Source organism: Chloroflexota bacterium (assembly GCA_026389585.1).
Lineage (GTDB): Bacteria > Chloroflexota > Dehalococcoidia > UBA2247 > RBG-13-53-26 > JAPLHP01.
Genome location: JAPLHP010000075.1, coordinates 33,094 through 55,068 on the forward strand (window position 1 = coordinate 33,094; position 21,975 = coordinate 55,068).

The window sequence follows — 21,975 nt, forward strand, 5'->3', positions numbered from 1 at the left end:
CGTAGCGTACTCAAGTGTCTGTATTATTCTATTTGTCAGAAGACCTATTTATGCCGTCTCGCCCAAGCGGTCCTCTTCAACATCTTTTTGTGCTTGTGTTTGGCCATTTTCTTCTGGCGCCACTTAAGAACAGAGCCCATACATATTGCCTTTCATAGAATCACCTACCTTGTTCAGCAGTCTTTGGCTGCGACTAAGCATATCAATGGATACTTCATGGAATATGATATCACCAATGGCTGTTGGCAGAAAGCCTGAGCACAATGTAGCGCTCTATCCATGGAGCACCTCTACGATGGTGGTATTGGTCATGCCAGTAAGTTTCACTGGACCCCCGGGGTTCTATAGAGGATGGTGCCATTATTGTGGACTCTTTCTGCCTTTCCCTCGGCGCACAACGGTTCCAGGTGGGCCAGAGCTGACATTACCGCCAGGCGTTTATCGAGAGGGAGCAGTTCCCCAAAAGACATGGTGAGGCCATTGACAATCCAGGGGATTTGAAGGGAAATATCATAGGCTGTCTTGGGCCCTTCTTTCAAGACATTGGCGATGGCGGTACTTCTTTGTTCATGGTGGTGGAGCAATTCCTTAATTCTCTGCCTTATACCGGTGAAGACATACTCGTGTGCCGGGAGGACAAGGTCAACATCCAATGTTTCGATAGTTCTCAGTGAGCGGAGGTAGTGGCTGAGGGGGTCAGGCCCTGACTGCGGGTGTAAGCTGATATTAGGGAATGTAGCAGGTAGTATATGGTCTCCTGATAGCAATATCTTCTTTGACCTGTCGTAGAGGCAGACGTGCCCCGGGGAATGTCCTGGTGTCCAGATCACTTCGAAGTCGAAGCTGCCTTGATGAATTATTTCGCCACCATTCAGCGTTATCTCGGGAGACATAGGCATGACAAATTGCATTACTCCCATTGATGCCTTCTGAAGGCGGGGCAGCTCTGCTTCTGGCACTCCATTGAGACGAAGCAGGCTGGCTGTTTCGTCGAGTAGGTTGTCTGTGTTGACATATCGGGAGTCAATGAAATCCCTTTCCACCCGGTGGAGGGCCACCTTTGCCTTTGACAGTTCTACCAGCCGTCCTGCCAGGCCGTAGTGGTCAGGGTGAAAATGGGTGATGATGATCTGGGTAATGTTATCAAAACCAACCCCGATCTCAGCCAGTTGTTTTTCCATAGCAGCAAATGCTTGCCTGGTATTCCAGCCGGTGTCCACCAGAAGCCAGCCATGGTCTCCCTGAATGAGGTAGGCGTTGACTGCCAACTGGTCGCCAAGCAGGAGAATCGGCAGTTTCAACTGATAGATCCCTGGCACTATCTCCATTAATTTTTCCTCAGGCTATGAAATGCCTGCTCTCCAGCGTAGTGGCCCTTCGAGCCCAATTCCTCCTCGATTCTGAGCAGGCGGTTGTACTTGCAATTCCGCTCTGAGCGGCAGGGCGCGCCAGCCTTGATCATGCCGGTGTTCATGGCTACGGCAAGGTCGGCGATAGTGGTGTCCTCTGTCTCACCGGAGCGATGGCTGACCACGGCTGTCCAGCCTGCTTGCCGTGCTTTCTCAATAACCCTGATCGTTTCCGTCAGTGTACCTGCCTGGTTGGGTTTGATGAGGATTGAATTGGAGGATCGTTCAGCGATGCCGCGGGCCAGACGCTGAGCATTGGTGACATAGATGTCATCGCCCACAAGCTGCACGTTCTTCCCCAGTCTCTCTGTAAGCAGTTGCCATCCTTCCCAGTCATCCTCTGCCATGCCGTCCTCAATGCTGATAATGGGATAACTTGATGCCCACTCAGCGTAATAGTCCACCATCTCCTGGCTGCTGAAGGAGCCCCCCTCTTTAGCGAGGACATATTTACCCTGGTCGTAGAATGTGCTTGCTGCGGGGTCCAGAGCGATAAGGCAATCTGTGCCGGGCCGATAACCTGCCTTTTCAATGGCTTTCAGGATCAGCTCCACTGCTTCCCTGTTTGACTTCAGGGAAGGCGCGAATCCTCCTTCATCACCCACATTGGTGTTTAATCCCTTTTCCCTTAGAACCAATCGCAGGGAATGGTAGACTTCACTGCCCATTCGAAGGGCATGGGCGAAGCTCTTTGCCCCGTTGGGCATGACCATGAATTCCTGGAGATCAGTTGAGTCCTGGGCGTGTTTGCCTCCATTGAGGATGTTCATCATGGGCACAGGCAGGGTGCAAGCTGCCGCACCACCAAGGTGACGATAGAGAGGGATGCCCGAAGAGTTTGCGGCAGCTTGGGCAATAGCTAATGATGCTCCTAAAATCGCGTTGGCACCCAGTCTGGACTTATCAGGAGTGCCATCGAGCTCTATCATCTTTTGGTCAATGACAGCCTGATCCAGCGCAGACATGCCTATCACCATCCCACTGATATCATGGTTGACGTGTTTCACTGCCTGGAGTACTCCTAAGCCATGAAACCTCTTCTTGTCTCCGTCACGGAGCTCCACTGCCTCGTGGCTTCCGGTGCTCGCTCCTGAGGGAACAGCGGCCCGTCCTAAGGTGCCATTATGCAACGTTACTTCAACTTCGACCGTGGGATTGCCTCTGGAATCGAGGATCTCCCGCGCCCTGATGCTCTCAATAGTGTCTGCGTTTGTCTTCATCATTTCCGTTTTTTATTCCTGGATCTGACAGCATCAACAGCTTTTTTCACTGCCTCCTCGGCATTCTGGGCCGGAATCAGAGCATCATCCATCTGCCCGTGCAGAGACAGTGACCAAGTATCTAATCCTACCACGGGAATGCCACCCTGGAGGGCAAAAGCAATCTCAGATAAGGTACCATAGCTGCCGTCTATGGCGATTATTGCCTGGGCTGACTTGACCACAATGGCGTTACGCGCATACCCCATGCCGGTGACTATGGGGACATCTACATAAGCATTAGCTGCATGGCGATTATCCCCTGGCAGTATGCCTATGGTTAACCCTCCCGCCGACCTGGCTCCCTTACAGGCTGCCTCCATCACCCCGCCCAATCCGCCGCATATCAGCGCAACCCCCTGCTTGGCTAATCTCTGTCCCACTTCTTCTGCGAGACACGCCTGCTCAACGGAACACTCACTACCACCGACAACAGCGATGAATATGATAAGAGGTATCTCCTAAAAGTGAAAATAGTTCGGACTGGCCGAACTTCGATGGGGGAATTATAGCATCTCGTTTCCAGCTTTAACAACAGAAGCGAAGTATCATCGCTCTCTGCCTGTGATTAGTGGCGGCTTGATGCCTCTTGTTGACACTCTGCTTCTTCGTGGTTACCATTTTATCCACTGGCCAAATAACTGTAGCTCTGGCACGGCAGCCGAGGTTAGGGGTTAATGATGAGAGGGGAAGACCATCCTGCTGAGGGAAAGAAGCCAAGTCTCTTGGCGCGTGGGCTTGCTCTGGTGGCTAAGGAATGGGGGCTGAGGAGGTTTGTCCAGTTCGGCCTTGTCGGTTTGAGTGGGACGGGCGTTAACATGGGTACGTTCTGGTTCTTCACCAGAATTGCCCATCTGAAGGACCTCGTGGCGTTGATAATTGCCTACACTGCTGCCACACTTTCTAACTTTATCCTGAATGATATCTGGACCTTTAGAGACAGAAGGGTAAAGAGCATGGAAGCCACCCTGATGCGTGCCTTTAAGTTTGCTTTGGTAAGCGGGGGTGCTATCGCCCTCTACTATGCAATCTACACTCCGCTTACCAGAATTTTGGGACTCTATGACCTGGCAGCCCTGGCCATTGCCATCGGGGTTGGCATGGTGTGGAACTTCAGCATCAACGTGTTGTGGACCTGGCGGAAAAGAAGCCCAACGGGATCACTCAAATGAGTATCTTTCGACCTGGAAGCGGTAGAGCTTTACAGGCTCCTGTGGAAGTATCCCTGCTTTGTGGCGGCAGATGTCAATCTGGTATTCTGCAGTATCGACGCCTTCAAGATCGGGAAGCAGCAGCCCTCTCCTCCTCCCACTCTCCACGATGACCCCGTATCTCTTCGGGTCAAGCTGGTCTAGGCTCTCCACTGGCTCTGGCTTGCTGAGGACATCTACGCTGTAGCTCAGATGGGGAAGTTCGGCTGGTGTCACCGGGGGGAAACGGGGGTCCCGTGTGGCTGAACTGACGGCATTGTTCATAATCTCTTCAGCCACATTTGATTGAGTGGGCTCAAATGTGCCGATGCAGCCTCGCAGTTCCCCGAATTTTTTTATGGAAACGAATACGCCTGCCCGGTCCTTCATCTCAGGCGTCAGCGCTATTGGTTTTGTGACATAACCCCCCTTGACATAACTTTCCACGGTTTCCTTGGCCAGGCGGGTCAGTGGGTGCAATCGTTTTGTTGGTTCGCTGCTATTGGGGTCCATCTAGGCGCACCTTTCAACTATTCTTGATCTTATGTTCAAATCGGCGCCACAAGACTGACACTTGGAACCACTAAGGCCCAGCAATTGGACCTGGTAGCCCCACCGCTTTATGGCGATTTTACCACAGGAGTAGCAGACGGTGTTCTCGCCAGGGTGGCCGGGGATATTGCCAGCATAGACAAAGCGCAGTCCGGCTTCGTGCCCAATAGCCAGGGCTCGCTCCAGGGTGGCTGTAGGAGTCGGTGACAGGTGGTTCATCAGGTGGTGCGGGTAGAAACGGGTGACATGCCAGGGAGTCAACTCGCCCAGCTCAGCCACAATCCAGGAGGCTATCCCCTTTAGCTGCTCCTCATCATCGTTCATAGTGGGGATGAGGTTGGTCACCACCTCTACATGCATGCGCCACTTCTCCTTAGCGCGCCTGGCAACCTCAAGTATACCTCGCCATCTAGCTACCCTGGCCAGGTTCCGGTAAAAAGCGTCGGAGAAGCCTTTTATATCCACCCGCCAGGCATTGAGGAAAGGGCCGATGATGTCCAGTGCCTCTGCGGTAAGAAAGCCGTTGGTCACATAAACCGTGTAGAGTTTATTCTGTCTGGCCAGCCTGGCTGAATCCAGGGTGTACTCGAACCAGATGGCCGGCTCATTATAGGTCCAGGCGATGCCGGCACAATCATTTCGTTTGGTCGCCTCTATAGCGGCTTCGGGAGAGATGATTTGAGAGCCAGCGGGAAGTTCCTCTACGCAGGCTATCTGCCAGTTCTGGCAGTCCTGACAGTGGAAGTTACACCCCCAGCCACCCAGCGAGAAAACCTGACTGCCGGGGAAGAAGTGAAAGAGAGGTTTCTTTTCGATGGGATCGACAGCCGCTGAAGACACCATGGCATAGTTCATGGTGTAAAGCTTTCCCTCTTTATTCTGACGTACTTTACATAACCCGAACTTGTCGGGATTGATAACGCATTCCCATTGACAGACATGGCAGCGCACCTGCGAGTTGGGGAGTTGTTCACAAAGCATGGCCTCTCGCAGGTTCTGTTTCATCGTCTGAACCTATCAGATCATCTTGACTATGACAGGGGCCTCGCCCCACAGACTCTCCAGTTGGTAGTATTCCCTCGATAATGGGGTGAATATATGGACAATAATGTTTCCCACGACCAGCAATACCCATCCAGAGCTAGCTGTCCCCTCGTAGTGGTAGGTGTTGATAGATTCCTTTTTTAATGCCTCATCAATGGCTTCATGGATAGCCTCTATCTGCCGGTCATTATCCGCGCTGCAGATAACGAAATAGTCAGCAAAGGAGCAGGCCTTTCTTGTGTCCAGCAGCACTACGTCCGAGGCCTGCTTATCTGCAGCTGTTTCGACAATCTTCTTAGCCAGCTCTACAGCTTCCAAGGGCACCTCACTTGCATTTCAACTCCTCACATCACTCGCTCAGGAAACCCCTAACCATATCGATCACTATGACAGATCTGGCCATTGCCATGTTCCTCTCTTAGAGTTAGCCGTTGCGCTCTGCCTGATGGGCAAATTCTCCCACCAGCGAAGCTGCTTTGCCGTAATCCCCGGCGTCGAAGGCTTCCAATGCTCCTTCCAGAAGGCGGACTTCTCCAAACAGGTTAGCTGACATAGCGCCGCCAACGCAGCACCTCCCTGCATCAGCCCGCCAGAAAAGGGCCTCTTTGATCTCCAGTATCCTCTTCATCTCTTCGCGGCACTGACTGGCCTCAGCGGGTTGGAGCAACCTTTCTCTGAGTGACTCCATCAGCTCTCTGGTGATTATGAGGATTTGGTCATCTTTCAACATTGAGGTCTGGCAATTCCCGAAACCATTATCTCATGAAACTGGGGATAGCTTACTGCAAACCACTTGATTATGTCCATCAGGCTGCGGGCATGCGGTTACAGGGGAAATTTCGATTTGCTCAGGAGGGTTGGCCTTTGTGGTAACGGCTACGCAGCGACGTAAATCAGAGCCATTGAGGTTTCAACAGGATGTGAACGCGTGTGTAGATGCAACAGGTCAGCCATCCGTCAGACTCAACCCCACTTGAACCCGTGGTCGAGGAAGACGTCCAGACAAGCCTCCGCCGCAGTCGGGTCGTAAAGCACAGCCTTACACTTGTTTATTTCCTTCAAGGCTGCGTCCAGACCGAGAGCTGGCCGGTAGGCCCGGTGGAAGGTCATGGCTTCCACAACGTCGGCCACAGCAATGATCCGTGCCTCCAGTTCGATATTTTCACCCTGAAGAGCCGAAGGATAGCCTGATCCATCGAGTCTTTCATGATGCTGGAAAACGACCTTGGCAATCGGCCAGGGGAATTCTATGCCTTTCAAGATGTCATAGGCTGACTGTGGATGGGATTTGATCAGGGCGAATTCCACATCGGTCAACCGGCCGGGCTTGGTGAGAATGTCACTGGGAATGAATATCTTACCCAGGTCGTGGAGGAGTCCCGCTACGCGGATGACCTGGATCTTCTCTGATGGAAGGTGCATCTCCCGGGCTATGGCACAGGCAAGCTGCTTCACCCGCTCCTGGTGACCGGCTGTATAGCGATCCCTCATTTCCACTGTCAATGATATGGCCTGGATTACACTCTCTACGGTCGATTCCAGCTGTCTGAAGGTTTGCTGAACTTGTTCTTCTGCCTGCCTGCGTTCCGTGATATCCCTGTGGATACCCCGATAGCCACGGAGTACTCCGTTCCCATCAAAAAATGGTACGCCGCTACTTTCCAGGAGAACTGTGCGGCCGTCCTTACGGGATTTCGCCATCTGGACGAATTTGAAGGGTTTTTGCGAAGCGACAGCAGATGAAAGAACCTTAATCAGGCGGCTTGCTTCCTGTAGAGGCATGAGGTCGAAGAGGGTTTTCCCCAGCACTTCTTCAGGTTCGTAGCCCAGTATGTCCCTCACTCTGGGGTTGACGTAAGTGTAAACAGACTTCTCATTCAATTCCCACACCAGGTCACTAGTCGTCTCGAGCAGATTGCGGAACCGCTCGCTGCTGTCATGTGAAGCCTCCTCGGTGGGCCTGTGCCCGGTGAGGTCTTTGATCACAGCGACTGCTCCGACCACCTTTCCCATTTTCCGCCACGGAGAAAGCTGGATCCGGAGCTTCAATTGCTCACCCGACCTGGAGTATGCTTCTGCCTCAAAGGGAGACACTCCCTGGTCCGATAGAGTCTGATTGAGGTGAGATAACATACCCACGGCACTCTTTGGGTGGTAGTCAAGGGCTGTGACGAGACCATCCAGACATTCTCTGACCGAGTCTCTTCCTGCTTCTGGCATTATTGATGTGTCCCCTTCTGAGATTACGGGCTGGGCTGGGCTGTTAACACTGTGCATGAATGTCAGGCATGGCGAACGTGTGTTTAAGATTTCATGACGTGGTGGACAGATGATAAAGTTGGCTCAAACCACCAGGAGTTATGGAGACTTGCGCAAGGGGACATGCGGATGGCACATTATAGACTATTGTTGAATGACTTCTGATCAGGGAGTCGGGGGTCGAAGCCCATCATCAGCATTTGGCGTAGGTTTGAGCCATCCCCTCATGGTCGTCGCCTGCGCCCCCTGCGCTTGCTGTAGACATGGTTCCTGTGATAATCTGAGCTTTCATTGGAAGCTCTGGTCAAATCTAAGAGCGGAGTTGTATCTTTGATATTACTGCGGGGATTGGTTTGAGTTGATTGCGTCGTCGTAGAGATTGACGAGTTTGCTGCGATATGTGGAGAGAGGTCTAAACTATGGAAAATCGACGAGAGCTTCTAAAAGGAAACACTGAAACCATACTTCTTTCTTTGTTGAAGGACCAGCCGATGTACGGGTACCAGATCATCAAAGAATTGGAGAGAAGGAGCCAGGGTTACTTCAAGTTCAGAGAGGGTACACTATATCCGGCGTTGCATCGATTGGAGACATCTGGTCTGGTTATAGGCAGGTGGGAGCGGCTTCCCTCCGGCAAGGAGCGGAGGTATTATCACCCGACCGAGAGGGGGCTGGAATTCCTGGAGGCAAAGATAGCTGAGTGGCTAGGTTTTTCCTCAGCAGTGAATCTGGTTATGCAACCAACAGCCAACTAACGAAGCAAAGTAATGGAGTTAGTAGAACCTAAAAGGTGCCTCAATAGGGCTAGAGCATACCTCAAGCTTGATCCCTCTTCAGAAAAGGAAATCCTCTCCGAGTTGTACACCCATTTTGAAGACCGGGTGGAGGAACTAAAGGAGTCAGGATTTTCGGAGGAAGAGGCAATCCGGATAGCGGCCCGGGACTTTGGATCGTTGAAAGCTGTAGCGGGTGAATTAAATGAGGTGCATAGCAGCAGTAATTGGCCACAAGCACTAATGTCTGCTCTGCCCCATGTCCTGTTTTCGCTACTGTTTGTTTTTCATCAGTGGTCAAACCTTGGCTGGCTGTTGGTTATCCTTTTGTCTGTAGTTGGTGTAGTGGCCTATGGGTGGCGACATGGTAGACCTACCTGGTTTTTTACCTGGCTGGGTTATACCTTGATGCCTCTGCTGGCAGTAGGTTTGGTTATTCTAGAGCGGGCATTAAGCCGTGATAACCTTGCCGGATCATGGTGGCTATGGTTGGCTGTGGTAGTCTATTTCTTTGTGGTTGGCCTGCTGTGTGTTCTTATAGTACTACGAACGTTGAAACGCGATTGGCTGCTTGGCTCATTGACGATCCTGCCGTTGTTGGCTGTAGTTGGCTGGTTCTTAACAGCGCAATGGAAACAGGAGCTATTTCAGAGTGATGGCGGATCGCTTTCTGGCTTGGAGCCGTGGATAGCCTTGAGTTTCTTCACGCTGGCTGGCCTTGTGATCCTCTTCGCACGTCTAAAGAAAAGGTGGCTTAAGGCCGGGGTTTTGCTGGCTGCTGGCTTTGTCATTCTGACCATGATGGCTTCCTCCAGCGGTGGAAGTATTGGCTTCCCCAGTTTTGTTGTCCTGTTGTTAGTAGCCCTCCTCGTTCTTCTTGGGCCGGCGCTGCTGGACCGCAAGATAGCGCACCAGGAGACTGAGCAGGGTGAGGATTTCCTGGAAAGACATTCTTCTAAATAGCTCCATAGATATCGATTAAGGACTGTTGATATGCATGTTATGTGGACAGCGCTATGGATTATCGGTGCTTACCTGTATGGAGCCATACCTGTGGTTTATCTCATAGGAAGGGTGCGGGGTGTTGATCTATCAAAAGAAGAAGATATGCATATCAGCCTGTGGCGAAAGGTGGGGCGCTCTGAGGGGTTCATAGGTCTTGCCTGGGATGTTGCCAAAGGTGGTATTGCTGTAGTTGTGGTTGATAGGGTTTTTGATCTGGGGCCGGGTGTGGTGGCGGGGGTGGGGCTGGCAGTGATAGTGGGAGAGATGTGGTCTGTATTCCTCAATTTCAGGGGAGAGAAGTCGAACACTACCGGCCTGGGCATGGCGGCGGCATTGGCCTATCAGGCGATACCTTTCCTGCTGGTTCCAATATTAATCGGTGTCATAGTAAGAACTTTGCCCAGATTTCTAGATCGGAGGCGGACACTGGACGAGCGTCTCAAGTTCGGTGGTCCCCCCAGCTTCAGCCTTCCTCTGGGTATGCTCACTGGTTTTGCCTTGTTTCCGGTGGGGTGCTGGGCCATGGGGTTGCCATGGGAAACGATGGCCGCTGGCATTGCACTGTTTGCCCTGATAGCAACCAAGAGGTTAACGGCTGGCCTTACAGATGACTTGAAGACAGGCGGAAACAAGTTGAGCATCCTGCTTAATCGGCTACTGTTGGACCGCAGCTTTCTATAGGCGTTCTCCCCTGTCGCCTGTCGATTGCATTTGCTGACCGCTCGCCTGGCACTGCCCCCGATCATTTCAAAAGATCTTGAAATGCCATATAATTTGCTCCGATGAACAGAAGTGAAGTGGCTGATGATGTTCGACGGCTGAGGGAGAGCCTGGGAGAATTGCCGGAGCCTGTGGTCAGGCCTGCCATGGTTGTGGTTAGCGGACTGCCTGGAACAGGTAAGTCCTATTTCTGTCGTCGGCTGTCTGAGAGAGTCCCTCTGGCGATCCTGGAAAGTGATAGCCTGCGCAAGGTAATGTTTCCATCTCCCTGCTACAGTAAGGAGGAGAGCCTGCATCTGTTCCAGGCTGTGTACAAGCTTCTGGAGGAATTGCTGAGGAGGGGGATAACATTGGCTCTGGATGCTACCAATCTGGAAGAGCATCACCGTGAGCGTCTCTACCATATTGTTGAGCAGACCGGAGCGAAGCTGATCATGGTACGAGTCGAGGCCCCTCCAGAGGTGGTATATCAACGCCTGGAGGGCCGTTTAAGAAGGGCAGATCCGTCAGACCATTCAGAGGCTGATTGGGAAGTTTATAATAGAATGAGGTTCTCTGTTGAGAGGATAGGCCGCAATCATTTTACAGTGGATACCTCAAAGGATATCACTCCAATAATAGATAAGATCGTGCACCTGATAGATCAATAGCCCCTGTTGAGAAAGGAGGACAACCCTGGATATCAAGGTAGTACTTGGTGATGTCACCAAGATTGAAGTTGATGCCATTGTGGTAAACATTTTTGAAGGAATTCTGCAACCTGGCGGTGCTACGGGAGTTGTGGACAAAGCGCTTGACGGGGCTGTTAGCCAGCTTATCGCCAGTGGTGAAATCAAGGGCAAACTCAGTGAATGTACTCTTATTCATACCCTGGGCAGGATTCCGGCCAGGCGGGTAATAGTCGCTGGCCTGGGGAAGCAACCCCAGCTGACCCTGGACAGGATCAGGCGTGTTTCTGCCGAGGCATGCCGTTATGCAAGGGGAAAGGGGATAAAGAGGATAGCCACCATTGCTCATGGAGCAGGGGTAGGCAGCATTGAGCCGGAAAAGGCTGCTCAGGCCATAGTTGAAGGAAGCATCCTGGGCCTCTATACCTTCCGGAGGCACATATCCAAGGAGCCTGATAATGGCCGTATTGAGGAAATCCTGATTATAGAAAGGGATGAAGGCAAAGTCGCTCAACTGGAGAGAGGCTGCAAGAATGGCAGGGTAATTGCGGAGGCTGTAACCTTTGCGCGGGACATGATCAATGAACCAGCCAACTTTATGACCCCCGGCGATATGGCGGACATAGCCAGAAAGATGGCTGTTGAACTGGATCTCCAATGTACTGTTCTGGAGAAAGAGCAGATGCAAGAAATGGGGATGGGGGCCTTACTGGGTGTGGCTCAGGGGAGCCAGCAACTCCCGAAATTCGTAGTGCTGCAGTATAAAGGCGATAGTTCCTCTCAGAGGACGGTAGGTTTGGTGGGCAAGTGGATAACCTTTGATTCAGGGGGGATTTCGATCAAGCCGGCAGAAGACATGGGTGAAATGAAGGGTGATATGGCAGGAGGGGCTACGGTTATGGCTGTTCTACAGGCGCTGGGGCGGCTGAAACCAAGAATCAATGTCACTGCTTTCATACCGGCTACAGAGAACCTGCCTAACGGGAAAGCTCTCAAGCCTGGTGATGTAATTCAAGCCATGAACGGTAAGACTATCGAGATAATCAGTACAGACGCTGAGTGAAGGCTGATTCTAGCCGATGCGCTATCGTATGCTGATAGATCGGGGCTTTCTCCCATATTGGATGTAGCTACCCTAACCGGTGCCTGCCGCGTGGCTTTGGGAGATGTAGCTACCGGTGCGTTCACGAATGATGAGAAACTGTTGAATGAAGTGATCAAAGCGGCAGAGGAAGCAGGCGAGCATCTCTGGCAGATGCCGATGTATGAAGAGTATAAGGAACAAAACAAGAGTGAGGTGGCTGATATCAAGAACAGCGGGGGAAGATTTGGAGGTGCCATTACTGCAGCCCAGTTCCTGAGTGAATTTGCCGGTGATAGCCCCTGGGTTCATCTGGATATAGCAGGCACTTCCTATACCAGCAAAGAGAAGGGTTATGTGGTGAAGGGGGCAACAGGGGTGACAGTACGGACTCTAATCAATCTTGTCCTTGCTTTGGCTGCGGAGTGAGCCTGGTAGTGAGTTCCAGGTTGAATGATACATCATCGGGGATATCCGACATGCTTGGCCTTGGTAATGTTGACATGAGGAAGATGCAAAGTCGTGCTTTACTCGCAGATTCTACCGGGAGGTGAGAATCATGAAGATCAAGTGGCTGGGACATGCCGCATTCCTGGTAAGCTTGGATACGGGTGTTAAGATAGTCTGTGATCCCTATTCCTTAGGAGGAGGTATTGATTACGGTCAGATACAGGAATCGGCTGATGTAGTGACGGTGAGCCACAAGCATCACGACCATGATAATGTGGCGGATGTGAAAGGGAAACCAGATGTGCTTGATACTCCTGGAAGCAGGAAGGCAAGAGGGATAGACTTCAAAGGGATTGCCAGCTATCACGATGCAGTGAAAGGAAAACAGCGAGGAGACAACACAATCTTCTGTTTTACTGTGGATGGGGTAAAGATATGTCACCTGGGCGATCTGGGGCACGAGCTCGATAGCAGCCAGGCGGCAGAGATTGGGAATACGGATATCTTGCTTGTGCCTGTAGGAGGATTCTATACTATCGATGCTAAGGAAGCGACGAAGGTCTGCGAAAAGCTGAAACCCAGACTGGTCATTCCTATGCATTACAAGACTGACAAGTGTAGCTATCCCGTAGCCGGGGTGGATGATTTTCTGAAGGGCAGGAAGAATGTACGCCGGTTGGGTGTCAGTGAGATGGAGATCAAGAAGGAGCAACTGCCTGCCATTACGGAGACCCTGGTACTGGAACATGCACTCTGAGAGAAGTCGCTGGGCAGGCCTGCCTATAAATAACTGTTAGCTGTTGTCAATCGATTACACTGAGGGATCATATTGTGAAGATAATCTATAACATAGCGGATGCCAGGGCCAACCTGCTGGTGCGCACTCCCTTGGAGTTGCAGGAAATCTCTCCGGGTTTGAAGCTGAAGGTGAGGGAAGCTTTTGGTGAGGAGCTTACTCTGCAGGAGGTTGTGGGGCGCATTGTCGCTGAGGTTCGCGCAAGTGGTGACAGGGCGCTCTTTGATTATGGCAAGCGGATCGATGGGGTTAAACTGGCTGCTCTGGAAGTAAGGCCCGAGGAGATTGCTCGGGCACGCAGTAAGGTGGGGAGTGAGCTTCTATCCGCGCTGGAGCTGGCTGCACAAAGGATCAAGTCTTTCCACATGAACTGCAAGCGCCAGAGCTGGGTTGATTTTGCCGAAGGCGGCCTGGGACAGTGGATTCGCCCGCTTGGGACAGTAGGCATCTACGTCCCTGGAGGCAGGGCTTCCTATCCTTCAACTGTGCTGATGACTGCCATACCAGCGAGGGTGGCAGGGGTGAGTGAGATCATAGTCGCCACCCCTCCAGGGCAGGATGGGGTATCTCCAGCGACGCTGGTTGCTGCCGAACTTGCTGGGGTGGACCGTGTTTTCAAGATTGGCGGTGCTCAGGCTATTGCTGCTCTGGCCTTTGGAACTCAAACGGTTCCCAGGGTGGACAAGATATGCGGTCCAGGGAACATCTTTGTGCAGTTGGCAAAGAGGATGGTCTATGGCATGGTTGATATTGACGGCTTCTACGGGCCTACCGAGACAATCATTCTGGCGGATGAGAGTGCCAATCCTGCCATTTGTGCTGCTGATCTCCTGGCTCAGGCAGAGCATGACGTGCTGGCCTCTGCCATTTTGATTACTACTTCGGCAGAGCTGGCAACGCGGGTGAACCAGGAGGTGGCAAAGCAACTGGTCGAACTGGACAGGCAGGATATCATCACCGCTTCATTGGAAAATAGGGGTGGCATAATAGTGGTTGATGATGTGGAACGGGCGGCAGAGTTGATTAATGACTATGCTCCGGAGCACCTCTCTTTAATGGTCAAAGATGCGTGGTCTTGTGCGGAGAAGATGAGGAATGCCGGGGGTATCTTCATAGGTGAGGACTCCCCCGAGGTTGTTGGTGATTATGTTGCCGGGCCGAGCCATGTAATGCCTACCGGGGGCACTGCGCGTTTTGGTTCTCCCCTTACAGTAGACGATTTTCTCAAGGTGACCAGCGTGATAGCCATAGATGGTAAGGCATTGAGGGCAATAGGTCCGGCGGCGGCAAACATTGCCAAGGCTGAGGGACTCGATGCGCATGCGAGAGCGGTAAACATAAGGTTGACTAGACGTAAAAGGAAGAGGGAATAGACATGGTATCTCCAGTAGAAGAAAGAAAAGACGTGGTTGGTGTTCGTTTTCAGCGGGCCGGAAAGGTTTACTACTTTAACCCCGCAGGAGTTGACATGGAGGTCAATGACCGCGTGGTCGTGGAGACCGAACGTGGCCATACTATAGGCAGAGTGGTCATCGCGCCAAAGCAGGTACTGGCCAGCGGGCTAACCGAGCCGCTGAAACCAGTGCTGCGTAAGGCAAGCCCTGAAGACGTGGAACAGCAGGAAAAGGGACGCCAGAAGGAGCAGGAAGCTCTGGCCAAGTGCGCCGAGCTAGCGGGCAATCTCAATTTGCCAATCAAGCTTCGCGGTGCCGAAAGCAATTTGGATTGTAGCTACGTTACCATTTTCTTCAGTGCGGAGGGGAGAGTTGACTTTCGACAGCTGGTGAGGGATCTGGCCAGTGCTCTCAAGATGCGTGTTGAGCTTCACCAGATAGGACCCAGAGATGAAGCTAAACTAATGGGGGGAATTGGCAGATGCGGTTATCCTCTGTGCTGTACAACTTTCTTGACTGAATTCAATCCCCTTTCTATCAGGACTGCCAAGGATCAAGGCCTTTCTCTGGAGCCGGCAAAGATCTCTGGTGCCTGCGGACGCTTGCTCTGCTGCCTTGGTTATGAGGCCGCGTATTATCGGTTGATGAAGGAAAAAATGCCTCGTATAGGTCAGTCGGTGGTCACTCCCGTGGGTGAGGGGAGTGTAACCGGCGTAAATGTTTTGAAGGAGACAGTAATAGTAGAGCTGGAAAGTCAGGCAACGGTCGAATTACCTGCTGCTGAAGTGGTACGGAAGGACTCTGGGGAACCAACGAAGAAAAAAGGGCAAAAGCCCCCCAGACCATAGTGCCTGGTGGCACAAGGCAGAGTAACAATCGAGATTCTTCGCTGCGCTCAGAATGACACAGTGGGCGACGTCAGAATGACACAATGGCCAAGCAGAATGGCGAATCGCCCGTACGACACTGGATTCCCGCTTTCGCGGGAATGACATTCGGGTCAGGTCGGGGACCTGACACCCACTTCTGACATTCGGGCGGTTTGTCACCCTGAGCGAAGGCGAAGGGTCTCCCTTCAGTAGAGACTCTGTCCACTGCCCCTGGTTCCCCACCTCGGACAGAGCTAAAGCTCTATCCCTACAGGCTGGAGTGACAATGCGCGCCGCATCACACCACCCCGAGATTGCTTCGTCGTCCCTCTGAAGAGGGACTTCTCGCAAAGACACGGGGGGTTCGTCCTTCTGATGAATCCTTCCCAGAGTGAAGAACTCGCAATGACAACAGTGTGGACTTAGGAGACAGCTTCCGGGGACCTGGCACTCACGTAACTTGGCGAAACGGCAGATAATGACCTGATGCGACCCTAGTTTGCTGCTGGAAGGAACTTCTGCCATTCTTTATGGCCGCTAAGGTGTTGATAAGGAATGGAGAAGGTGGTGGGTGGTGGTGGGATAGGGTGGTGGATAAGCTTCATATCTGCCTGCGTGGGTGTTCGCCCGGCCTTTCTCAGATTACAGGAAAGGCAACAGCTAACTACATTTCCCCAATCGTGAGTGCCCCCCTGGCTGCGCGGCATAACATGATCCAGGGTTAAATCCTTGATCTCACGCCCACAGTATTGGCAGGTATGTTTGTCACGGTTGAATACCTCGAAACGCGTCAGCTTTTTCTGCAAACGAGGACGTCTGACAAACTGCGTGAGACGGACTACTGAGGGTATAGGAAAGGAACTACTGATAGCGTGTATCTCACCTCGGCCATTTTCGATTACCTCGGCCTTGCGGTTAATGATCAGGATTACTGCCCGTCGGACCCGGCAGATGTTGAGGGGTTGATAGCCCTGGTTGAGAACGAGAACCGGAGCGTTTATGATATCCACAGCACTTCCTCAATAGAGATGTTCAAACTCCTGGAATATTTTGATAGATTTGCTCTACTGCCATGAGAGGGCATGCCCCCTGCCTTCAAAACTGATCTATTCTACTGGAAGAGATATCCCAGTGCAACTATGCTTCGATCTGATGCTTGCAAAGACACCCTGGATTCCCGCTTTCGCGGGAATGACATTCGGGTCTGGTCGGGGACCTGACACACACTTCTGACATTCGGGCGGTTTGTCACCCTGAGCGAAGGCGAAGGGTCTCCCTTCAGTAGGGGCTCTGTCCACTGCCCCTGGTTCGCGACCTCGGACAGAGCTAAAGCTCTATCCCTACATGCTGTTCCTACAGGGTGGAGGACCATGCACGCTGCATCACACCACCCCGAGATTGCTTCGTCGCTCTTCCGCGGACCCTTCCCAGAGTGAAGGACTCGCAATGACAGTAGAAATATCACCCTCACCCTAGCCCTCTCCCATCAAAGGGAGAGGGAATGACAGGGGGATGGAATTCGTCTGTCACTTGCGCCTCCGTTTTCCGGGTCAGGTCTGGGACCTGACACCCACTTTGAGAATCCACGGATTATGGATGGCTCTGCAGTCTTGAATCTATGACGCCTGCTGATGTAAGATCGGGTGAAGTGCGTGGAAGTATAGCGGAGCATCCTTCTTTGGTTCTGCCTGAATCATAAAGGGACTGGTATCAATTTGGAAAAGAAGAACTGGTACAGCCTGACAGCAGAAGAAACCATTAAAACCTTGAGTTCAAGCCTGCAGGGTTTGAGCCGTGAGGAAGTGCAACGCCGTGTAGCTCAGTTTGGTCCTAATGAGCTGGTGGAAAAGAAACGCGTTGCCGCATGGCTGATGTTCCTGGAGCAATTCAAAAACTTCCTGGTCATTATCCTCCTCGTTGCGGTGGTCTTGTCTGCCATCAGAGGTGAGGTGGCTAGCGCAGTTGTCATTCTGGCCATTGTGGTTTTTGCGACTGCCCTGGGCTTTGTTCAGGAGTACCGGGCGGAGCGGGCGATGGATGCCCTTAAGAAAATGGCTGCACCTACAGCGACTGTGCTAAGAGATGGGCGGGAAACAGAGGTTCCCGCCAGAGAATTGGTGCCCGGGGACATATTCCTCCTCAGTACTGGTGATCGGATACCGGCCGATGCCCGACTCGTTCAGGCCATCAACCTCAAGACAGACGAAGCGCCTCTGACTGGAGAGAGTATCCCCGTAGAGAAAATCACCGCAACCTTGCCGGGCGAATTGAACGTGGGTGAAAGAGAAAACATGGTATTTGCCGGAACGGTGGTTGTTTATGGTCGGGGCATGGCTATTGTCACCGCTACTGGCATGACTACCGAGTTCGGCAAGATTGCCGCCATGCTGCAGGAAGTCAAGTCGGAGAAGACTCCACTCCAGGCTAATCTTGATCGCATCGGGAAGTGGATAGGCATTGGGGCCTTAGTCTTGAGCTTTGTTTTGGCCGGGGTTGGTATTTGGCGGGGGCAAGGAGTTACCGAGATGTTCCTCTGGGGCATAAGTCTGGCTGTGGCTGTTGTCCCTGAAGCCCTGCCTGCTGTAGTCACCATCTGCCTGTCACTGGGGGTCCGCAGGATGCTGCGGCGCCATGCCCTGGTGAGGAAGATGGCAGCAGTGGAAACCCTGGGCTGCACCACATTCATTTGTTCCGATAAAACCGGTACGCTTACCCAGAACCAGATGACGGTGCGCCGTCTTCATGTGGGTGGCAGATTCATTGACGTCACCGGGATCGGTTACGAACCTAAAGGGGAATTCCACCATGACGGCATCTCTCTCAACCCCGATCAATCCACGGCTTTGCAGATGTTGCTCCGTATAAGTGCTCAATGCAACGACGCTTCTTTGGCCTCACTCAATAACGCATGGCATATCAATGGCGATCCCACAGAGGGTGCTCTGGTGACGTTAGCTGCCAAGGCTGGTTTGTGGCAACAAGACCTTAACAAGCAATTCCCTCGCCTTCAAGAAATCCCCTTTTCTTCCGAGACAAAAAGGATGACCACAATTCACCAGACACCCGCAGGGGGGGTTGCCTATTCCAAAGGGGCACCGGAATCGATTCTGGATTCTTGCAGCCACATCTACGTTGACGATCAGGAAAGAGAGCTGACCAGAGAGGGCAAGGATAGAATCCTTTCCATAGCTCAAGTGATGGCAGGTGAAGCCCTGCGGGTCCTGGGCATGGCCTACAAGCGGCTTCCTGATGCGGAAGCGGGCGGGACAGTGGAAAGGGATATGGTCTTTGTCGGTCTGATTGGAATGATTGACCCGCCGCGAGAAGAAGTCAGGGAGGCGATAAAGCTCTGCGACGAAGCGGGCATAAAGTCAGTGATGATAACTGGTGACCATAGACTGACTGCTGTTGCCATCGCGAAGGAATTAGGTTTGCTTAAGGGGGGCGTTGTCCTTAGCGGCACTGAACTGGATGGCTTGAGCGATACAGAATTTGAATCTTTGGTAGAAAAAATAGAGGTCTATGCGCGGGTTTCGGCTGCCCATAAACTGCGCGTTGTCGAAGCCTTGCACAAGAGAGGCCATGTTGTGGCTATGACCGGAGACGGGGTGAATGATGCCCCGGCTTTGAAGCAAGCTGACATCGGAGTGGCTATGGGGATTACCGGTACGGATGTTACCAAGGAAGCAGCAGCTATGGTGCTCACTGATGACAACTTCGCCTCAATTGTGGCGGCAGTAGAGGAAGGGAGAGGCGTAGTTGATAACATCAAAAAGTATCTCATGTACCTTTTCTCCGGGAACATGGGAGAGGTACTGGCATTGGCAATTGCACTTCTGGCGGGGACACGCCTGGGATTGAAAGCTAGTGATTTACCTCTCGTGGCGGCGCAGATCCTGTTCATAAACCTGATCGGTGATGGATTGGCAGCCGTTGCTCTGGCAGTGGATCCGCCAACGCCCGACCTCATGAAACGACGGCCTTTGCAGCTTAAGGATGTGATGTTTTCCCGCTCCGTCCTCGGGTTTACTGTTGGCAGTGCGATATGGACAGGGGGGGTAACACTGGGCAGTTTCGTCTGGGCAATCGATTCGGGAAGGAGCCTGGTTGAGGCACAGTGCATATGCTTTGTCACTCTGTTGCTTACCAGGCTGGTGCATGCCTTCAATTCGCGTTCCGAAAAGCGCTCTCTGTTTGAAATCGGTCTTTTTACCAATAGGTGGCTATGGGCGGCAGTAGGACTCTCCCTTGGACTAACAACGCTGGTTATCTATGTGCCACCTCTGCAGAGTCTGTTCAAGACCTTCTCGATGACGGCGAAGGACTGGGGGGTATGCTTGGGATTTGCCTTAACGATTCTAGTTGCGGTGGAGGTAGCCAAGGTCCTCCGGCGGTGGTGGGAGGGGCGGTTATCCTGAGCGCGCAACCAGGGCCTCTGGGGGGATCTGGATCGAGTGTGCAAGAATGGCTCGGTTCTGTTCGATAAAGGTTGGTGGTGATGGACTTTCCCTCATGACTGCTTATCAAAATCAACCTCAACCGAACAGAACCCTCACCTTAGATACGTTGACAACATTATAACAATATTGTTATAATGACGGGCATGGTGTGGGGGATCGAGAGGGGTATTCATTCTCCTCCACGGATTCATGAAGAAGTCGGGGCGAATCCCCCAACAAGACTTGCGAACGGCCAGGGATAGACGGACCGAGTTTCTGACGAGAAGGAGATGATCATGAACTGGAAAGAACACAAGAAGCAACTTATGAAGGATCCTGAGTTCAGGAATGAATACGAGGCCTTGGAGCCGGAGTATAAGCTTGCCAGTGACTTGATCCGGTTGCGGCTATCCAAGGGATTGACTCAAGAAGAGCTCGCCAGAAAGGTGCATACCAAACAGTCAGCCATAGCTCGATTGGAGAGCGCCGGTTCTCTACCTTCACTCTCAACTGTCAAGAGAGTGGCTGAAGCCCTCGACGCCGATCTTGATATCGTGATTCGGCCTAAGACACGCTCGTCAGCTCGCGTCGCCCGATAGCCTATGTTCGCGTAAGCTGCCTGGGCCTCGTCCCTTGGTCCAGCCGCCCTCCCCATCTTGGTGTTGCCGCACACGTCTGTCTAGGTCAGTAGTGAAGCCAATATAGATCTGACCTTTAAGGTTACGCAAGACATCTACGAAGTACACAGCTATTTCCAGAGACAAGTTATTGGAATGAAGCTGGCTCCCCGAGCAGGATTCGAACCTACAACCTAGCGGTTAACAGCCGCCCGCTCTACCATTGAGCTATCGGGGAACGTTACTGGACGCTTATTTTACACCAATTTCAGTGCCTGTGAAAGTACGGTGCGGGCAAGCATCCTTACCGGAGTCAGATAGAGTTGTCCTGGCAGCCACTTTATGAAAGGGGGTTAATTGGTTCAATGTGTTCACCCGCCGTGCGTTTGGATATGGTGACATGGTCATGTGCTGGGGACGAAGGATGTAATACAAAGGCGTAGGTGGGGAGCCTGACCCTATGGCTCGTGCTTGACAGGCTGAAGGTGTTGAGCTATGTTATACCTATAGGGTGTAAAGGTGGAGATAGAATTCTCGTCAAACCGTCTGGCCAATGCAAGTGTGAATCTTTCAGAGGCTACCCGGCTTTTCGGCGTTCCAATCGGGCGAAGGTATATTCAACGGCTGACAGTTCTGAGAGCTACGGAGAAATTCACTCATCTGTACGGGCACCGGGCGTTGCTGTTGCACGCTTTGAAAGGCAATCGCGCTGGGCAGTACTCGATGACTCTCACCGGGAACTATCGGCTTATTGTCGAGAAGGTTCAAGAAGACAAAGTGCGCATTATGGATGTGGAGGATTACCATGGTGACTAAGACTGATGCTTATCCTGATGTTGCTATCCCTCCTGGAGAGTATTTGGCGGAGGAACTAAAGGCGCGAGGCATGTCTCAGAAGGAATTGGCGAGATGTATGGGACGGCCGCTAAACGCGCTAAATGAGATTATCCACGGGAAGAAAGCCATCACCGCCGAGACTGCCCTGCAACTTGAGGATGTCATGCCGGAGATACCCGCACGGTTCTGGCTGAATCTGGAGACTGACTACCAGCTTACCAAGGTGTTGATAAACAAGCGCACCAAGACTGCGTAGTCTCCCCTCGTTACTCCACTCAACCAGTGGCAACCATCATGCCCCAACCGGCGAGAACAGACACACCCAGGAATGAGCTAATCCTGCAACGCCTGATGAACTGATATCAGTCGTCGCAGCACTGCCCGGAATGGGCCTCTGTGACCCATTGAATGAAACAGGCTTCTGTGACCTATCTGGTCGCGAGACGTGATGGCCTGAACGAAACGAGACTTCAAGACGTCGCTATGTGGCTGTCATAGCACAAATTGCTCTCGAACCCCATGGAGACCAAGTGCCTCAAAGGCGCTGACAATATGCACCCACTGACCACGTACAGGCGCCGGACTGACACCACCGAAACGCTGGCGGGTTTCG

At 52.4% G+C, this 21,975-nt stretch carries 22 protein-coding genes, 1 tRNA gene and 1 pseudogene; 13 read left to right on the plus strand and 11 right to left on the minus strand.

What is annotated here, in order from left to right:
* Nucleotides 1-44: 44 nt before the first annotated feature.
* The 4 genes from NTZ04_06475 to NTZ04_06490 form a co-directional block, all read right to left on the minus strand.
* The gene (locus NTZ04_06475) at nucleotides 45-140 is read right to left on the minus strand and encodes an AURKAIP1/COX24 domain-containing protein (protein MCX5991955.1); all 96 of its coding nucleotides are present in this window, start codon (nucleotides 138-140) and stop codon (nucleotides 45-47) included.
* A 183-nt stretch (nucleotides 141-323) separates the two neighbouring features.
* On the minus strand, nucleotides 324-1,328 hold the full coding sequence (locus tag NTZ04_06480; GenBank protein MCX5991956.1) for an MBL fold metallo-hydrolase: 1,005 nt from the start codon (nucleotides 1,326-1,328) through the stop codon (nucleotides 324-326).
* Nucleotides 1,328-2,632 carry a phosphopyruvate hydratase gene (eno, locus tag NTZ04_06485; GenBank protein ID MCX5991957.1) on the minus strand — a complete coding sequence of 435 codons (1,305 nt, stop codon included), beginning with the start codon at nucleotides 2,630-2,632 and terminating at the stop codon, nucleotides 1,328-1,330. The genes NTZ04_06480 and eno overlap by 1 nt, the downstream gene beginning before the upstream one ends.
* On the minus strand, nucleotides 2,629-3,117 hold the full coding sequence (locus NTZ04_06490) for a TIGR00725 family protein (protein ID MCX5991958.1): 489 nt from the start codon (nucleotides 3,115-3,117) through the stop codon (nucleotides 2,629-2,631). The genes eno and NTZ04_06490 overlap by 4 nt, the downstream gene beginning before the upstream one ends.
* A gap of 228 nt (nucleotides 3,118-3,345) precedes the next feature.
* Between NTZ04_06490 and NTZ04_06495 the strand changes: the two genes are divergently transcribed.
* Nucleotides 3,346-3,840, plus strand: coding sequence for a GtrA family protein (locus tag NTZ04_06495; GenBank protein ID MCX5991959.1), 495 nt, complete (start codon nucleotides 3,346-3,348; stop codon nucleotides 3,838-3,840).
* Here the strand turns inward: NTZ04_06495 and amrA are convergent.
* The 5 genes from amrA to NTZ04_06520 form a co-directional block, all read right to left on the minus strand.
* Entirely contained in the window at nucleotides 3,829-4,371 is a 543-nt protein-coding gene (gene amrA, locus NTZ04_06500) for an AmmeMemoRadiSam system protein A (protein ID MCX5991960.1), read from the minus strand. The genes NTZ04_06495 and amrA overlap by 12 nt on opposite strands.
* The gene (amrS, locus tag NTZ04_06505; GenBank protein MCX5991961.1) at nucleotides 4,372-5,415 is read right to left on the minus strand and encodes an AmmeMemoRadiSam system radical SAM enzyme; all 1,044 of its coding nucleotides are present in this window, start codon (nucleotides 5,413-5,415) and stop codon (nucleotides 4,372-4,374) included.
* A 12-nt stretch (nucleotides 5,416-5,427) separates the two neighbouring features.
* A complete protein-coding gene (rsfS, locus tag NTZ04_06510) occupies nucleotides 5,428-5,778 on the minus strand; it encodes a ribosome silencing factor (protein ID MCX5991962.1) in 351 nt (116 codons plus the stop codon).
* A 100-nt stretch (nucleotides 5,779-5,878) separates the two neighbouring features.
* A complete protein-coding gene (locus NTZ04_06515) occupies nucleotides 5,879-6,184 on the minus strand; it encodes a hypothetical protein (protein MCX5991963.1) in 306 nt (101 codons plus the stop codon).
* 233 nt (nucleotides 6,185-6,417) lie between these two features.
* Entirely contained in the window at nucleotides 6,418-7,674 is a 1,257-nt protein-coding gene (locus NTZ04_06520) for an HD-GYP domain-containing protein (GenBank protein MCX5991964.1), read from the minus strand.
* Between the two features lie 458 nt (nucleotides 7,675-8,132).
* On the opposite strand from NTZ04_06520, the gene NTZ04_06525 reads away from it, so the two are divergent.
* From NTZ04_06525 to NTZ04_06560, 8 genes and pseudogenes are all read left to right on the plus strand, one after another.
* Complete coding sequence (locus tag NTZ04_06525; GenBank protein MCX5991965.1) at nucleotides 8,133-8,468, plus strand: PadR family transcriptional regulator; 336 nt, start codon at nucleotides 8,133-8,135, stop codon at nucleotides 8,466-8,468.
* Between the two features lie 12 nt (nucleotides 8,469-8,480).
* Nucleotides 8,481-9,449 carry a permease prefix domain 1-containing protein gene (locus tag NTZ04_06530; GenBank protein MCX5991966.1) on the plus strand — a complete coding sequence of 323 codons (969 nt, stop codon included), beginning with the start codon at nucleotides 8,481-8,483 and terminating at the stop codon, nucleotides 9,447-9,449.
* A 39-nt stretch (nucleotides 9,450-9,488) separates the two neighbouring features.
* Entirely contained in the window at nucleotides 9,489-10,172 is a 684-nt protein-coding gene (locus NTZ04_06535) for a glycerol-3-phosphate acyltransferase (GenBank protein ID MCX5991967.1), read from the plus strand.
* A gap of 116 nt (nucleotides 10,173-10,288) precedes the next feature.
* Nucleotides 10,289-10,861 (plus strand): ATP-binding protein, encoded by a 573-nt coding sequence (locus tag NTZ04_06540; protein MCX5991968.1) that lies wholly within the window; start codon nucleotides 10,289-10,291, stop codon nucleotides 10,859-10,861.
* 79 nt (nucleotides 10,862-10,940) lie between these two features.
* Nucleotides 10,941-12,389 (plus strand): annotated as a pseudogene (locus NTZ04_06545) (leucyl aminopeptidase).
* Between the two features lie 130 nt (nucleotides 12,390-12,519).
* Nucleotides 12,520-13,167 carry an MBL fold metallo-hydrolase gene (locus tag NTZ04_06550; GenBank protein ID MCX5991969.1) on the plus strand — a complete coding sequence of 216 codons (648 nt, stop codon included), beginning with the start codon at nucleotides 12,520-12,522 and terminating at the stop codon, nucleotides 13,165-13,167.
* Between the two features lie 74 nt (nucleotides 13,168-13,241).
* The gene (gene hisD, locus NTZ04_06555; GenBank protein ID MCX5991970.1) at nucleotides 13,242-14,579 is read left to right on the plus strand and encodes a histidinol dehydrogenase; all 1,338 of its coding nucleotides are present in this window, start codon (nucleotides 13,242-13,244) and stop codon (nucleotides 14,577-14,579) included.
* Nucleotides 14,580-14,581: 2 nt separating this feature from the next.
* Complete coding sequence (locus tag NTZ04_06560; protein MCX5991971.1) at nucleotides 14,582-15,448, plus strand: stage 0 sporulation family protein; 867 nt, start codon at nucleotides 14,582-14,584, stop codon at nucleotides 15,446-15,448.
* Between the two features lie 515 nt (nucleotides 15,449-15,963).
* On the opposite strand, the gene NTZ04_06565 is transcribed toward NTZ04_06560, so the two are convergent.
* Nucleotides 15,964-16,479, minus strand: a complete 516-nt coding sequence (locus NTZ04_06565) for an HNH endonuclease (GenBank protein ID MCX5991972.1) — start codon at nucleotides 16,477-16,479, stop codon at nucleotides 15,964-15,966.
* Nucleotides 16,480-17,184: 705 nt separating this feature from the next.
* Here NTZ04_06565 and NTZ04_06570 point away from each other — a divergent pair.
* Complete coding sequence (locus NTZ04_06570) at nucleotides 17,185-19,887, plus strand: cation-translocating P-type ATPase (protein MCX5991973.1); 2,703 nt, start codon at nucleotides 17,185-17,187, stop codon at nucleotides 19,885-19,887.
* A 317-nt stretch (nucleotides 19,888-20,204) separates the two neighbouring features.
* Nucleotides 20,205-20,507, plus strand: coding sequence for a helix-turn-helix transcriptional regulator (locus NTZ04_06575; protein ID MCX5991974.1), 303 nt, complete (start codon nucleotides 20,205-20,207; stop codon nucleotides 20,505-20,507).
* A gap of 181 nt (nucleotides 20,508-20,688) precedes the next feature.
* Here NTZ04_06575 and NTZ04_06580 read toward each other — a convergent pair.
* Nucleotides 20,689-20,763, minus strand: a tRNA-Asn gene (locus NTZ04_06580).
* Between the two features lie 281 nt (nucleotides 20,764-21,044).
* Here NTZ04_06580 and NTZ04_06585 point away from each other — a divergent pair.
* Nucleotides 21,045-21,341 carry a type II toxin-antitoxin system RelE/ParE family toxin gene (locus tag NTZ04_06585; protein MCX5991975.1) on the plus strand — a complete coding sequence of 99 codons (297 nt, stop codon included), beginning with the start codon at nucleotides 21,045-21,047 and terminating at the stop codon, nucleotides 21,339-21,341.
* Nucleotides 21,331-21,618, plus strand: coding sequence for a HigA family addiction module antitoxin (locus NTZ04_06590; protein MCX5991976.1), 288 nt, complete (start codon nucleotides 21,331-21,333; stop codon nucleotides 21,616-21,618). Before NTZ04_06585 ends, NTZ04_06590 begins: the two co-directional genes overlap by 11 nt.
* Nucleotides 21,619-21,975: the final 357 nt, after the last annotated feature.

Excerpts from the sequence above, each read along its gene's own strand:
- NTZ04_06475 (MCX5991955.1), bottom strand. The coding sequence starts at position 140 with ATGGGCTCTGTTCTTAAGTGGCGCCAGAAGAAAATGGCCAAACACAAG.
- NTZ04_06480 (MCX5991956.1), bottom strand. The coding sequence starts at position 1,328 with ATGGAGATAGTGCCAGGGATCTATCAGTTGAAACTGCCGATTCTCCTG.
- eno (MCX5991957.1), bottom strand. The coding sequence starts at position 2,632 with ATGATGAAGACAAACGCAGACACTATTGAGAGCATCAGGGCGCGGGAG.
- NTZ04_06495 (MCX5991959.1), top strand. The coding sequence starts at position 3,346 with ATGATGAGAGGGGAAGACCATCCTGCTGAGGGAAAGAAGCCAAGTCTC.
- amrA (MCX5991960.1), bottom strand. The coding sequence starts at position 4,371 with ATGGACCCCAATAGCAGCGAACCAACAAAACGATTGCACCCACTGACC.
- amrS (MCX5991961.1), bottom strand. The coding sequence starts at position 5,415 with ATGAAACAGAACCTGCGAGAGGCCATGCTTTGTGAACAACTCCCCAAC.
- NTZ04_06515 (MCX5991963.1), bottom strand. The coding sequence starts at position 6,184 with ATGTTGAAAGATGACCAAATCCTCATAATCACCAGAGAGCTGATGGAG.
- NTZ04_06520 (MCX5991964.1), bottom strand. The coding sequence starts at position 7,674 with ATGCCAGAAGCAGGAAGAGACTCGGTCAGAGAATGTCTGGATGGTCTC.
- NTZ04_06525 (MCX5991965.1), top strand. The coding sequence starts at position 8,133 with ATGGAAAATCGACGAGAGCTTCTAAAAGGAAACACTGAAACCATACTT.
- NTZ04_06530 (MCX5991966.1), top strand. The coding sequence starts at position 8,481 with ATGGAGTTAGTAGAACCTAAAAGGTGCCTCAATAGGGCTAGAGCATAC.
- NTZ04_06535 (MCX5991967.1), top strand. The coding sequence starts at position 9,489 with ATGTGGACAGCGCTATGGATTATCGGTGCTTACCTGTATGGAGCCATA.
- NTZ04_06550 (MCX5991969.1), top strand. The coding sequence starts at position 12,520 with ATGAAGATCAAGTGGCTGGGACATGCCGCATTCCTGGTAAGCTTGGAT.
- NTZ04_06560 (MCX5991971.1), top strand. The coding sequence starts at position 14,582 with ATGGTATCTCCAGTAGAAGAAAGAAAAGACGTGGTTGGTGTTCGTTTT.
- NTZ04_06575 (MCX5991974.1), top strand. The coding sequence starts at position 20,205 with ATGAACTGGAAAGAACACAAGAAGCAACTTATGAAGGATCCTGAGTTC.
- NTZ04_06590 (MCX5991976.1), top strand. The coding sequence starts at position 21,331 with ATGGTGACTAAGACTGATGCTTATCCTGATGTTGCTATCCCTCCTGGA.